The following is a 14,094-nucleotide window of genomic DNA, read 5'->3' as shown; positions in this document are numbered from 1 at the left end:
TATCATGGAATTATACCCGATTGCACCTGCGGGAATCCGCCCGTGAGGAGTGAGAGCTATTCAGTTGTCGCAGCGCCAGATGGAAATTCTGGATTTTATTCATAAACAGGCACCCATCACAGGAGAGCAGATCGCAGAACAGCTGGGTGTCAGCCGTCCGACTATTCGTTCGGATCTTTCTCTCCTCGTGATGCTCGGCCATATTAATGCCAAGCCGAAGGTCGGCTATTTTCCGAACAAGTCTTTTCGTGAAGAACAAGCAAACGGTCTCAAGCTTAAGGTGAAGCAGGTTCAGTCGATGCCGGTCATCGTTCGCAAGACCGCCACAGTAGGGGACGCAGTCGTCGCCCTGTTCGTCGATAACGTCGGCGGACTGGTCGTTGCGGATGAGGAAGGCATGCTGCTTGGCGTCATATCGCCGAAGGACCTGCTTAAGGTGACGCTTGGCAATCCTGCAGCTGCTTCCATGCCGGTCAGCTTAGTCATGACGCGTAAACCTCAGCTCATCACTGTTACGCCGGATGATGATGTCATTGAAGCGGCACGCAAAATGTCGGAGCACCAGATCGATATGCTGCCTGTAGTTATTCCACATGAGAACGGGAGCGACCAGCCGTCTCTTGAAGTGGTCGGGCGCATTTCCAAAACGACAATGACCCGAGTGCTGCTTGATGCGGCCCGGAAGTGGTAAGGAAGGGGAACACATACCGGATGGTTCAGGATGCACAACAACAAACGATCACAATCTGCTCCGATTCCGTTGGAGAGACGGCGGAAACGGTCGTTCGTGCCACGATTCGCCAATTTAACGGCCAAGATGTCAAGATGAGGCGGATCGGGCATATTAAACATGAAGATGAAATCCGTGAGATTATGGAAGAAGTGCATCGTGAGGGCGGCTTCGTCGCCTATACGCTCGTTCAGCCTGAACTTCGGGAAATGATGAAGGAAGAAGCGATTCGCCTCGGGGTCCGTGCCATTGATATCATGGGGCCGATGATGCAGGCTTATATTGATACATTCGATGGCGCGCCAACCCGTAAGCCGGGTCTTATGCACGAGCTGGACGATGCTTATTTCCGGCGTGTCGAGGCCATTGAATTCGCTGTCAAATGCGACGACGGCCGCGATACGACATCGATGATGAATGCCGATATTGTACTGATCGGCGTGTCGCGCACTTCAAAGACACCGCTTAGCATCTTCCTTGCGCACAAGGGATACAAAGTGGCGAACTTCCCGCTTGTGCCGGAAGTGAAGCTTCCTCCGGAATTGTTCGAGTTTCCCGGCAGCCGCATCGTCGCGTTGACGATGAACGCCGAGAAGCTGTTCAAAATCCGTATCGAGCGGCTTAAGACGCTGGGGCTTCCATTCGGCTCCCAGTACGCAACCCTGGGACGGATCAACGAGGAGCTGGAGCATGCTATCGCCATTGCGAAGCGTCTGCGCTGCCCGGTCATAGACGTGACCGACAAAGCTATCGAGGAGACGGCCGGTCTCATTATTGAGTTTATGCAGGCTTGATGGCCTGATGGGGCGCGTCGCTGTCCTAGAAGAATAAGTGCCGATCATGCTGTCCATGGCTGCGAATCAGCTTTGGCTGCATAGGGCCTAGGTGTAGAGCGTGATCGGATTAATCGCTGTCAGCGATTAATCCGATCACGCTCTTTTATTTATTTTCAAAAGTGTAATATTTTGTTTGTTTTTTAATTTATATAATGTATAGTTGTATAAGGTATAATATGTAATTTATGAGAAAAATATAAGGAGAGATAATTGCGTGAAAAAAAGGACTATTCTACTGGCAACATCTATTGCTATGTCAATGCTAACTGGGAGTTCGAATAGTTATGCGGATTATGGCATTGCACATGTAAAAAAAGGAAGTAACACTAATGGTCCTGATTTCCAATATTGGTTGGACTCATCTGTTGCATCATATGGTTATACTGACATTGTTAAGAATGCCGAGACTAATTGGAATGCTGTATCAGGCTCAACAGCAAAGCTTTGGGAGATTTCAGATGCATATGCATCACTTGCGCAAATAAAAATTTATGTTGTTTATGGGTCATTAGGAAGTGGTGTATACGGTGCAGCAGATTATTATAATCGATTATCGAATGGAGCACTTTCTACAGTGTACATCTCCGATATCAACAATGGATCTAATTACAACTTTGCGAGGATTCAGTTGGATGCTGGGAGCATGTCACAGTGGAGCTGGGCAGAAAGATCTATGAATACAGGACATGAAATTGGCCATGCTCTAGGAATAAGTCATTTTGAGATTGCTCCTGCACATTCGGGTTCTCATTGGATGAAATCTGGTAAATTTAATTTATCTTCCCCTACCTCAGAAGATGCGAATCACTTAGCAAATAAATGGTGAAATTTTAAGGAGATGAACAGATGAAAAATAGAAGGTTGCTCATAACTTGTGTTTTAACTTTAGGCATTATGGGTTCTGGTTATTATATAGCAGATCAAAGAGTTATTGGGGAAGAAACAGGAGCAGTTTATAATCATGAAGTCTATGAGGACGTAGATAAATTGATCAGTGATGTATCATTAGTCGTTGAAGTGATTCCTACATCAACTAACAAAGAAATAGTCAAAGAGAAGGAATATGTGGACTCTTACACCTTAACAGATGTTAAGGTCAATAAAGTATTAAAAAACTCTACTGATAAGGCAGAAGTTCCTCAAATACTTCCTGTTATTGAGAGGTTTTTCACGGTTGATAATGGTATAAAACCCGGAAGAACAAAAATAATAGCTGATGAGTATACCCCTTTGATACCTGGAAATAGATACATCCTATTTTTGAATTGGTCTGAAGAAAAACAGGCCTATTGGATTCATGCTTTGAATCAGGGGAAAATCAATATGGATGGACATGATGAAAAAGAAAAAAACGAAGCAGCGCGTAATGAAAGGTTTAAAAATCTACAGGAATCTGCATTTAGTAAATTTAAATAGTTGGTATTAAGATAAGGTGTTTGGTAATAACTGAACACCATGTTTTTTTTATTTTCTTAATGGTCAGTAATGCTGAATTATTAAAATATTCACGTAACAAATTAGCACTTTCCACCCAATCGCCTATTTTCCCTCCGCCACTGCACCATTGGTAACCGCCCTTCATACACTAAGTTGACTGTATCCCTTACCCTTGTAATGACCCCAAAAACCCGAGCAAGGAGGGATGGCAACTTGAAGGGAAGCGACCATAAAAACAAATTCTTACTGACAAATCGCGAACGCGAAGTCTTCGAACTGCTGGTACAGGACAAAACGACGAAGGATATTGCACAGCAGCTTTTTATCAGCGAGAAGACTGTGCGAAACCATATCTCCAATGTCATGCAAAAATTGAACGTAAAAGGTCGTTCACAGGCGGTAGTCGAACTAATTAAGCTCGGCGAACTTAAAATCTGACGAAGCAACCCTTGCCAGGGGAAACCCTCTTTAGAATGATCCGCTTACCGGATGATCCTGAAGAGGTTTTTTTAATCTTTAATCCCTGAGTTTTGGATTGTTGGGGTTCAGATGAATGTATGCTCTTTGCCGTTCCGGTATAAATGCTTCAAAAGCAGTCCTCAAAGCAGGGGGTTCATCGGATTTATTTTAAAGTTCGTGAGGGATTGTAAATTCTGTTATCTTCTATATTTGGACAAGAAAAGATGAGCATTACCACGTGATGACGAGTAACTGGGGGGCCACTAGGCATGGGGATTTACTTTGTTTAACAATGCTTACAGAACAAAACGACGAAGGATATAGCACAGCAGCTTTTATCAGCGAGAAGACGGTGCGAAATCATATCTCCAATGTAATATAGTTTGAATCACACAAGGATTAAACCTCTGCCGTGGTACATTTTACTTTAGAGGCGTTGGTGATTTAAGAGAAATGAAAGCTGTACGAGCTGATTACATACATATAAGAATAAGAACCCCTTTATGCTCCAGGAAAATACTATGCAGGAGTGACCGGAGCCATTGCAGGTATAAGTGCTATACATGGCGAGCGGATTTACGGTATTTTGCCAGTTAAATCTGCAGAAGTTACAATTAAATAAAATATTAAATCAAGAGGAGTAAATTAAACTCCTCTTTTCCGATTTTTGATTTAGGAGGAGTATCATGGATTGGGCAAAAGAAGAAAAAACATTAACATTAATTACTGAGCAATTCGAACATGAAACGGTCACAGATTTTAGAATAGAGAAGATTCATAATTCTTCCACAGATCATAAGTCATACCATTTTGATCTTATTCATTTGTTTTTCCTTGTTCCTGTACTTAAAAACACGGGCAATAGGAAAGAACTGTATATTCCAGTGACCAATATTGAATATTCCGAAATAGTAGTAGAGAAATTCCTTCAGTATTTTGAACTGGCACATAAGGTTTTTGAAAATAATCATCTTACAAGTATTAAATTTTTGAACTTAAAGGTAGCTGCTCAAGAAGAGTTGAACAAAGCAATTAAAAATCACTTAGACACATTTACGCATGATATGTATTTCAGAGATCGTAATGCAGATACTCCCATTTCAAAATTGAAACGTTACAGGGTGCAGACAAAAGAATTTTTGCAGCACAAAGCAGATGTTGAATCTATACCGTCAGATCTTTGGGAGTTTTTCCGGAGAACAATTCTAGTGGCTAAAGGTGAGATAAACATCAGCCCAATAGGTTGGACATTTGAAGAATCATTAACCGATTCTATCGCCTTAAGGTATTTTGTAGAGCATGCTGAAAGCGTAGATCTTATGGTTTCAGAAGATAATAGGATAGCTTATTTTCGAGTAACATAAGAATGGAATTATTACGAATTTTAGGAGAAAGGACATAATTGTCCGATCTCTCCTGAAGGATTATTAAGATTAAGCGAGCAAATCAATGATTAAGTTAAATCCTCCGATAAGTAAGGAAACATACACTAGGATCAGATGGAAGACATTCTATAAATTATCCCTCATCCTCAACATAGCCGTGATAAAGGTGGAATCACATGAATAAATTTAAACAGTGTGAGCTACAGGGAATGAGATGGGCAGATGGGGTAGAGCACACTGCCATCGAGAAAAAGATAAAGGTGTTTTGCCAGGGTAAGCATGGCATCATAGTTTCTGAAAATAAACCAAAGAAGGCAGCCCATAAGCCGCCTTTTTTTAGTTTGAAGTTTTTTGGTTATAACAGTACTTACAGCACAAAACGACGACGAAGGATATTGCACAGCAGCTTTTTATCAGCGAGAAGACTGTGCGAAACCATATCTCCAATGTGATGTATAAAACCGTCATAAAGGAAGAGTAATGGGAAAGGCGCCTGAAAAACGGCGTCTTTTTGTTTTTTAAGCATTAAAAAAAGGATTTGGAGGTTACAAACAGAATAATACTGGATGGTAAAAGTTAGAAAATGAAGGTAGTTAAGAGGTGTGTTTTATGGGAAAAGCATCGTTTCCGAAAGAGCTAACTGCTAAAGAAATTGAATCCAATAACAAGAATTGGATAGACCAGTACAAAGCGATGACTGATTTTGACAAAGGTTATTATCAAAAACTTGAAAATTTTTTCAAGTTTCATAAATTCACCAATAAACCTTTTAATTTATTTGTCCAAAAAGATGTTGAAGAATACATTAAAGTTTTATTTGATAATGATTATGCACCAAATTTAATTGATTCTCTTATATCGCACCTTTCATCTTTTAAAAACTTTTTAATTGAACAATATCCGGATAATTTCAATCAAAGCTTTCTAAACAATATCCTAAGCTTAAAGATAGGGACGAAGGAGAAAAAGTATGCGGAATCTCGTCCTTTAACATACAAACAATTAGTTCTTACCAAACAATATATTAAATCCAATATAAAGACTGAATACATATTTCAAGTATTTTACCAATTGGGAATTGATAAAAAGAATTTTCATATATGTTCTCTTGATAATGTGGTTGAAGAAGAACATGCTTTCGTTAAAGATAATATCTTAATTAAGTATAATTCTGTAATAGAGGAACTTTTAACTCGGGTATCGTTAGAACCAAATTTCAAGGCAACATCACATATGATTACTGATCATCTAAGAGGAATTCAGACACATTTAAGTGAAAATAATATGCTGGAAGAAGGCCAAACATTAACATACAACGATATAATTAAGTCGCATAAACGATTTTTCTTTATTTGTCCGCATTGTGATGAAAAAAGAGAAAACCTTTCATTCAATTGGGCATTAGTAAAGACAAATTATAATAACGAAATGCAACTATTTTGTTCAAGTTGTAAGGGGCAATCTTAAATGGAAATCCTCGAATTTATACCAGTTGAATCAGTTTTGGATATCTATGATATAAACGGGAATCTCGTAAAACAGGGAGATGAAGTAGTCACATCGATAATACTTCATAACGATTCGACAGAATCGTTAAGTACTTTTGAAGGTAAAAAAAAACTGTTCTTGCATTTTAGAAAAGAACGAGATGTTGTATTTATGAAAAAATGTAAGGATTTATATGCAAAAAAAGATCCATTATTGTCCTGTGAAGCATGCGGTTTTAGTTTTCAAAAAGCATATGGTGATATTGGTAAAAGTTTTATCGAAGGTCATCATACAAAGCCTATTAGTGGTCTAACAAGAGAAACAAAAATAAGCATTGATGACATCAAAATGGTCTGCTCAAATTGTCATAGCATGATTCACAGTAAATACCCATGTTACACGATTGAAGAAATAAAAAAGTTAATAACAGAAAATCTCTCAAATGTGAGGTAATCGAGATGTGTCGTCAGACGAACAAAATGACGCCTTCCTGACACGTTCGTGTACAAGATAAGGTATACGATACCGCAACGGACAACAACGAATTATTGTTCGGCATCGTGTCTGCGGTCAATCAGAAATTAAGCGAACAGATAAGCGTATCTTCTCGACGTGGACTGCAACAATCGGCATTAAAGGGAAATTTCACAGGTTCATTCGCACCCTACGGATACAAAAAAGCTGAAATCGATGGACGGAAAACAGTTGTCATTGATGACGAAGCGGCAAAGGTCGTCAAAATGTTCTTCGATCTGTACGTGAACCACAAGATGGGCGAAAAGGCAATCGTTAATTATTTGAATTCCCACGATGTGGCGATTCCTTCCCCGAAGCAAAAAGGCGTTTGGGGTATAACAACGATTCATCGGATCTTACAAAACGAAGCCTATATGGGTTATAACGTATTCAGCAAGTACACCAATACCGTCCATTATAACGATCTTAATAACCTTCAAGACCGCAGAAAGAAGATGGTACAACAAGAAAAGAAGAAATGGCAACGAACCGACTTCAAGACACATGAAGCAATCATCGACGAAGAAGTGTTTGAATGGTCAAAGGAGCTTCGTCAGTTTCGAGGAGGCGGTACACGCGGAAGTCATAAGCAACCCGTCAACGTTTCCGTAAAATCATCTTCTGCAAGCACTGCGGTTCTGCGATGGTCACCATGAGTTCCAAGATGAGGGGCAAGAAATATCAATATCTGATGCGTTCAAGAAGGCGTCGAGCGGGCGTGGCGGGGTGTGAAAACGGTAAATGGGTTCCCTATCAAGAAATGAGAGATGAATTGATCGGATGGATCGGCAAGAAGATAAGCGAACAATTGGACGTTGAAACGTGCGCGGATTCGGTTATCAGTCAAATGAAGTCGCAAGAGAAGAAGGCAAAAAGTTCGGAGAAGGAAATCAAGAAGATTCAAAAGCAAATCGAACAAAACAGGGAATTATTATTCAAGTTAAGACGGTTCCACATGCTTGGGGAGGTGGATGACGCCCAATACAATTTTGACAAGGGTATGTACGAAAAGGAAATTGCTGGTCTTGAAGCGAAGTTGGAGAAAGTTCAAGGCGAATCGGTTCGACAAATGGATTACGAAGAAGAACGGTCACGAATCAAAGCTACATTGAATGAACTATCCACTTTCAACAACTATGACCAAGTGGATAAGGTCAGGGCGATACTCAGCAAGTTGATAAAGGAAATAACCGTGGATTCAGAAGGGAATATTGATGTTTATAATTTGTTCGGTATTCTTGCTTAAGTATGGACATTTTATGGACAATATGAACATTTCACGTGTGATGTATAGAACTGATTTAAAATTAAAGGGTGGTAGACACCACCCTTTGGGTTTTGCTATTGTAAGTTTAATTTGCAATTAGATTTGGGAAAGAACGTTGATCAATTTTGTGAAAAAGAGCTTGGAAGTTCTTAATTGTAGTCACATCAAGACTTATGTTCTCTTGTTTTGAGGATATTCTATCGAAGAAACGTCTTGCTAAAAGAACCTTACCACCTGTCGCCGAAAGTGAGGAGTTGCTTTCTGATTGATTTTCTGGTTTAGGTTCAAGTAGTATGTGCTCGTAAAAATCATTGGTTGAGAACAAATCCTCGATTATTAGTTTTTTATCCGAAATAAACATAAATTCTCTATTCTCCTCATAACCAAATCTTGTTAGCTTTCGACTTACACTTCTTCCCTGTTGATCATTGTCAAGTAAACACACAAATGGAACTCCCCATCCGAAGAGAATCGACGCTATGTTAGGAATTTGATCTACCCCAATAGAAGGGATAATAGTGAATCTTGTTTTTAATTCAATGAATGATTTCACTGCTTGAAGATAATAATAATCTGAAATTCCTTCAACGATGACATTAAGATCACTGTTTAAAGATATACCTGTAGAAAGATCATAACCAATAGCAGTGATAATCGGTGTTAATGTATCTCTATCCGAGACTTTATGGAACTTATTCTCTATGTAAGTGGTATTTTCATTTTTTATTACCAATCTTAATCTATCTAATCTATTGGTATCAATTAAATAGGGACTATGTGTGGTAAATAATATTTGGTTTGTTTTTGCTAATGATTCGAGCACTTCTAACATATCTTGTTGCGCTTTTGCGTGCAGATATAAGCCAGGTTCGTCTAACAAAATGATTGACGAACTTGATAGTTTTTCTGCAACTAACGTAATATAAAACGATAGAAACCATTGAAATCCTTGACTTCTTTGTTCAGGCTTGAAAGGGGTTACATTAGCACCATCGTAAAGGTAAAAACTAAGTTCATCTCCATCCACATCAAGACGAATATTTACTTCATTTTGTTTATAAAAATTTGAAAAATCCCCCGATATCCTTGTTGATGCTTGGTTAACTAACAAAGTTCTTTTTTGTCTGGAGGATTCAGAGAAGATGCTATCGCTTGAAATATCAACAATTTTAAAAAAACTTTGAATTATGTTACTTGTTTTTGCTGTGTCTTTATCTGCCTTCTCTGGGAGTAGATCTGTAAATGAGGAAAAGAGAATTACCTTTGGTAATATTATATTGTCGAAATCACTGATTTTATCTTCAAAATCTGAAGCTGTGGAATATTCATCGAGTATTTTTTTGATGTTTGCGTCAGAAACAGACTGATCTTGAAATTTCTCTGACAATAGCTTTGCAGCGCCATAGGTATCTTTATTTTCTAATTGGAGTACTTTTAATTCTTCAATAACAGAATCGGGAAGATCCTTGTTGTTCTTAATAACGTTTATAACTGAAGTTGAAATTTTTCTTTCCCAAAACTGTAATTCTCCTTGCCTAATTTCTTCAATTACTTCTAACCAATTGCCTTCAACATTAACAATGGATTGATGGTCTTTATGAATAATAAGGTCGTATTCTAATTCTCCAATTTTTCTTTCAAATTCATAATCTGACTTATACTTGAGGATATCCATATATATTTTATGTATTTCTTTTTCGCTAACCGAGTAACATTGGATTAACTCGGGATTGCTATCATTCATATTAAAATCATACTCTTCATCAAATTCTCCATCATGGAAAGCTTTTAATGCTTGTAGAATATTGCTTTTTCCAGATTCATTTTTACCAGCAAAGACAGTGATATCGTTGTTCACATAGCATTTACCTGAATCAACAATAGACCTAAAGTTTTTAATTTGAAACCACTTAAGTTTCAATACAGTCACCACCGTTGGTTTTTTTAATAATCTTATCATAATTCGTAGAAATTTGTGGGAAAATGTGGAGAAACCGATACACTTCTGATGATAAGCATATTATCATAACGTATTTTATGACAGATAACCATATCTCCAATGTCATGCAAAAATTGAACGTAAAAGGTCATTCACAGGCGGTAGTCGAACTAATTAAGCTCGGCGAACTTAAAATCTGACGAAGCAGCCCTTGCCAGGGGAAACCCTCTTTAGAATGATCCGCTTACCGGATGATCCTGAAGAGGTTTTTTTATGGTTTGCGAGGTAACTTTAAAATTGTCCGATGGGGGCTGTAGTAAAGGGATGAGGGTTGTAATAAACATGAAAGACTTCAATTATCTATTACAGACGAAATAATCTATGACAATCCATACAGAAACACCAAATAAGATGATTATAAACCGAAAAATTAGGTCCTTAGTCCTAAATTATGAAGGATCATTGAAGTGCATGGCGAATACCATAAAATAATGCCCATTATTTAGGTGGATGTGTGTTAGGGGGGAGAACATGGTGAGACATTTATCGTTAGTGATAATGAATGCAATTGTTGTTGGGGTATCCATTGCTGCATTTTTCAATGAGGCGATAAAGGATAACATGGTTTATGTTTTTTTCTTCAGTACCTTATTTAATGCATTTGTAGTAATGAACATGGCAGTTCCAGGCAAGAGAGAGTTAGAATTGAGAAATAGGGAGCTGGATTTAAAGATTTTAGAACTTGATTTAATGAAAAAGGACCTGGACCTGAGAGAAAAGGAATTGATAAAGGGTTAGTTATCAGGGGCAGTCAATCTGTTGCTGAGCATACATACAAAGGGAGCGGCGAATGCCGAACTGTCAAACTCGAAAAACAATTTCAATAACTAAAAGGGGTAGTGCATTGTGACGGTCGAACAGATACTTTTTAAAGTCTTCATGATGATTTCCATGTACAGTTCACCAGAAACGGTTGTGACTCAGCATGAGAATGTAATCATAGTGAATGGAGGACACTGGAAACAGAAAATGACGGTTGTGTTTATGTCATCCATTAAAAGTGAGGACCAGATTCCGGGGGAACTAATTTATGAAGTGCTCACAGAAGATATAACACCTCAACAACCCTAGCCGCTGGAAATAACGGAAAGAGTTCACTCAATGGTGGGCTTTTTTTTAGTTATACCAGGAGGAAAAAAGAAGCGATCCCAGAATGTATAAAGGATTCATGGATCACTAAGGGGGAGAAGCAGGATGGATCGTTTCCGTTATCCGATCGGGCTATTCGAACCGGTACCGAATCCAACGTCACAGCAGCGTAAGAAGTGGATAGAAGATATTGCGGCAATCCCGGGAATCCTTAGGCACACCGTACACGATTTAACTTCCGAGCAGCTGCTTACACCTTACCGGCCAGGCGGCTGGACGGTCCAGCAGGTCATTCATCACATGGCGGATAATGACATGAACGCTTTTCTTCGTTTCAAAAGAGCACTGACCGAGGATCTTCCTGCTGCGAGTTCTTACAGGGAGGATCTGTGGGCGGAACTAAACGACTATTCCGCACCTGTCGAAACTTCGCTGGTTCTGCTGGAATCACTTCACAGCCGGTTTGCAGTTTTACTTCATTCTTTACACCCCTCATAATTCGAAAGAACCTTCACAAGTCCCGCTCACGGTGAAATGAATCTGGATACGGCCGTTCACAGGTATGCCTGGCATGGGCGGCATCATCTTGCCCAAATCACCTCACTTATTGAACGTTCGGGATGGTCAATCCGCTAGCTAATGTAACAGGTGCGCAAGTGAGCCTTTTTAGAATCATCCTTTTCCGGATGGTTCTGCAGAGGTTTTTTATCGATCAGAAGATAATTTTTATAATTCGCAGAGGAATACTTGGTATATTTTGTGTCTGCTATGTTCATTTTTACCAAATGTTAATAGAGAAATCCAATTATTATCTTGCTTGCCATATCTATTGCGCATAAACTGAAATGGTTATCATTTCCTTTTTGAAGCGCATTTTGAATACGTGCACGACAGGGGCTCGTACTAGCAGAGCTGTTGACGGTACATGTACAGGAAGGGAATGTAACGATTTTATACAAATAGAGAAACAGGAAGTGGGAGAGAGCAATGAAAGTACTGAAATGGATCATGATGAGCTGCTTGATCGTGCTGTTAGCAGCAGGTACACCGGTAAGTCCGGTCCTTGCCGCTGGCGGTGCGCCGGGAACACCGACATTAACGCATGATAACACGGATGGAGACGGCAACTACACGATCACCATGAACATGTGGTGGGGAGAGAACGGAACGTCGGTCAAATTTTACGAGAATAATAGTTTGATCGACACGCAGGCGCTGACAGCTAATTCGCCGCAGGCGCAGCACGCTGCCAAGGCGATCAGCTACAAGCCGGCCGGGACCTATACATACAAAGTCGAGCTGATTAACAGCAGCGGAGTGACCTCCAGTCAGCCGGTTACCGTTACAGTGACGACGGGATCGAACCCTCCCGGACCTGCTCCGGTATTCAAAGTAACGAACTTTACCGATAACGAGTCAATCGGGTACGCGCTGCCGCTTATTCGCGGAACGCTCAACAATACGACGGCTACGTCGGTCACCTTGACGAATACGTCTTCCACCCGTGACACCAAGGTTATGCAAGGGGATGCGGCGCAGGGCAATTTCAAAGTGTTTGCCGATCTGGTGCCCGGAGAGAACAATCTGGTGATCCAAAGCGGAGCCAGCCAGATTACACTCAAATTAATCTATGAGCCTCAAACGAATGATGCGGTGACGCGTATTTTCTGGTATGTTCCTGAAGATGGCAGTACACAGTACCAGACTCAGCTTCCGAACGATCCGCAGAATTATGCAGCCAAGCTCAGTACTTATATGAAAATGGTGCAATCTTTTACGGCTGATTCTATGAACCGCAACGGGAACGGCCGCAAAACGTTCAATCTGGAAATGAATGAGACGACCGGGAAAGTGGACGTACATGTGCTGAGGAGCCTTTACCCGACTTCTTATTATTATAACAAAACCTATAACAAGGATAATCTCTATTGGGAAGTTGCAGCCGCAGTTCCGCAGCAGTATCCTCAGGCAGGCACTAAGAATCTAGCCTTCGTCGGTTTTACTAAATACGATGCGGCTGAGGATTATATGTATGCGCACATTGCGCTCGGGGGCGGGGATTACGGTGTGTTCGGAGGCTCGACGGTCTGGCTGTATCCGGACAACGAAACTCAGATCACGAGTAAATTTAGCAGCGCGAGTCCGGTAGACGCCAAGTTCCTGGGCGAGAATGTTTCTACCGTACAAGCCGGGTTATCCGTCGGTTACGGCGCAGCTCTGCATGAACTAGGCCATGCTTTCGGTCTTCCGCATGAGGGTGGACCCAATTCCATTATGCAGCGGGGCTTCGATTACTTGCACCGGTTTGTTGTCACAAAGGATGCGTCCGGCTATGTCTTCGGTGAGAATGAGCTTCCGGCATGGGACCCGGTGAGTGCGCCTGCCTTGAATAACAGCCCGTTTTTCCGGATGTACAAGAAAGCTCCCGGTTTGACCACCGGCGGAACTGTCACGGCAAGTACGAATGACAGTCCTGCAGGCGAGACCAAAGAGAATGCATTCGATAACAACGAAGCGACGAAGTGGCTGACTTTTAACAGCAGTGCATCCCTTCAGTATCAGTTTGCAGGGAATACCGCCTATGCCGTTAAGTCTTATTCCATTACGTCGGCTAATGACGAGCCGGATCGGGATCCTTTGAATTGGATCGTATCAGGCTCTAATGATGGCGTGAACTGGAGCGTGGTTGACACCCGCAGCAATGAAGATTTTGCCAACCGCATGGAGACCAGAACCTTTGCCGTTAACAACACCACTGCTTATAGTTATTACAAATTTGACTTAAGCAATAACAGCGGCACGATTCTGCAGCTTGCAGATATTCATTTGTTCGATTAGTGATAAGCAAAGCGGATTCGCTCTGAAACATAGAGTAGATTGCTAGAATA

The 14,094-nt window shown here is 40.6% G+C and carries 15 protein-coding genes and 2 pseudogenes; 16 read left to right on the top strand and 1 reads right to left on the bottom strand.

From position 1 onward, the window contains the following. The first annotated feature begins 79 nt into the window (after positions 1-79). The 11 genes and pseudogenes from EDM21_RS13675 (at position 80) to EDM21_RS13625 (ending at position 8,097) form a co-directional block, all read left to right on the top strand. The gene (locus EDM21_RS13675; RefSeq protein ID WP_157336540.1) at positions 80-691 is read left to right on the top strand and encodes a helix-turn-helix transcriptional regulator; all 612 of its coding nucleotides are present in this window, start codon (positions 80-82) and stop codon (positions 689-691) included. Between the two features lie 20 nt (positions 692-711). Continuing rightward, the gene (locus tag EDM21_RS13670; protein WP_157336268.1) at positions 712-1,524 is read left to right on the top strand and encodes a pyruvate, water dikinase regulatory protein; all 813 of its coding nucleotides are present in this window, start codon (positions 712-714) and stop codon (positions 1,522-1,524) included. Between the two features lie 256 nt (positions 1,525-1,780). Then, complete coding sequence (locus tag EDM21_RS13665; protein WP_157336267.1) at positions 1,781-2,392, top strand: hypothetical protein; 612 nt, start codon at positions 1,781-1,783, stop codon at positions 2,390-2,392. Positions 2,393-2,412: 20 nt separating this feature from the next. Then, complete coding sequence (locus tag EDM21_RS13660) at positions 2,413-2,982, top strand: hypothetical protein (protein ID WP_157336266.1); 570 nt, start codon at positions 2,413-2,415, stop codon at positions 2,980-2,982. Between the two features lie 234 nt (positions 2,983-3,216). Then, the gene (locus EDM21_RS13655; RefSeq protein WP_009672290.1) at positions 3,217-3,441 is read left to right on the top strand and encodes a helix-turn-helix domain-containing protein; all 225 of its coding nucleotides are present in this window, start codon (positions 3,217-3,219) and stop codon (positions 3,439-3,441) included. A gap of 707 nt (positions 3,442-4,148) precedes the next feature. Then, entirely contained in the window at positions 4,149-4,826 is a 678-nt protein-coding gene (locus EDM21_RS13650) for a hypothetical protein (RefSeq protein WP_157336265.1), read from the top strand. Positions 4,827-5,229: 403 nt separating this feature from the next. Beyond that, a pseudogene (locus tag EDM21_RS13645) lies at positions 5,230-5,328 on the top strand (LuxR C-terminal-related transcriptional regulator); the annotation flags it as partial. Positions 5,329-5,456: 128 nt separating this feature from the next. Further along, positions 5,457-6,314, top strand: coding sequence for a hypothetical protein (locus tag EDM21_RS13640; protein ID WP_157336264.1), 858 nt, complete (start codon positions 5,457-5,459; stop codon positions 6,312-6,314). Then, a complete protein-coding gene (locus EDM21_RS13635; RefSeq protein ID WP_157336262.1) occupies positions 6,315-6,788 on the top strand; it encodes an HNH endonuclease in 474 nt (157 codons plus the stop codon). A 95-nt stretch (positions 6,789-6,883) separates the two neighbouring features. Next, complete coding sequence (locus EDM21_RS13630; RefSeq protein WP_157336261.1) at positions 6,884-7,507, top strand: recombinase family protein; 624 nt, start codon at positions 6,884-6,886, stop codon at positions 7,505-7,507. A gap of 8 nt (positions 7,508-7,515) precedes the next feature. After that, entirely contained in the window at positions 7,516-8,097 is a 582-nt protein-coding gene (locus tag EDM21_RS13625) for a hypothetical protein (RefSeq protein ID WP_235918182.1), read from the top strand. A 106-nt stretch (positions 8,098-8,203) separates the two neighbouring features. Here EDM21_RS13625 and EDM21_RS13620 read toward each other — a convergent pair whose 3' ends face one another. Beyond that, complete coding sequence (locus tag EDM21_RS13620) at positions 8,204-10,039, bottom strand: AAA family ATPase (RefSeq protein WP_157336259.1); 1,836 nt, start codon at positions 10,037-10,039, stop codon at positions 8,204-8,206. Between the two features lie 125 nt (positions 10,040-10,164). Between EDM21_RS13620 and EDM21_RS13615 the strand changes: the two are divergent. From EDM21_RS13615 to EDM21_RS13595, 5 genes and pseudogenes are all read left to right on the top strand, one after another. Then, positions 10,165-10,257, top strand: a pseudogene (locus tag EDM21_RS13615) (helix-turn-helix domain-containing protein); the annotation flags it as partial. 331 nt (positions 10,258-10,588) lie between these two features. Then, on the top strand, positions 10,589-10,855 hold the full coding sequence (locus EDM21_RS13610) for a hypothetical protein (protein WP_157336258.1): 267 nt from the start codon (positions 10,589-10,591) through the stop codon (positions 10,853-10,855). 108 nt (positions 10,856-10,963) lie between these two features. Beyond that, positions 10,964-11,188: a hypothetical protein gene (locus EDM21_RS13605; protein WP_157336256.1), complete on the top strand. Its 225-nt coding sequence runs from the start codon at positions 10,964-10,966 to the stop codon at positions 11,186-11,188. Between the two features lie 123 nt (positions 11,189-11,311). After that, a complete protein-coding gene (locus tag EDM21_RS13600) occupies positions 11,312-11,704 on the top strand; it encodes a DinB family protein (RefSeq protein WP_338043983.1) in 393 nt (130 codons plus the stop codon). A 489-nt stretch (positions 11,705-12,193) separates the two neighbouring features. Continuing rightward, positions 12,194-14,044 carry a discoidin domain-containing protein gene (locus EDM21_RS13595; protein ID WP_157336255.1) on the top strand — a complete coding sequence of 617 codons (1,851 nt, stop codon included), beginning with the start codon at positions 12,194-12,196 and terminating at the stop codon, positions 14,042-14,044. The last annotated feature ends 50 nt before the right edge of the window (positions 14,045-14,094 follow it).

This window comes from Paenibacillus lutrae (assembly GCF_009757775.1).
Taxonomy (GTDB): Bacteria; Bacillota; Bacilli; order Paenibacillales; family NBRC-103111; genus Paenibacillus_F; species Paenibacillus_F lutrae.
Note: the sequence above shows the minus strand (reverse complement) of the source record. Positions and strands in the feature narration are given on the sequence as shown.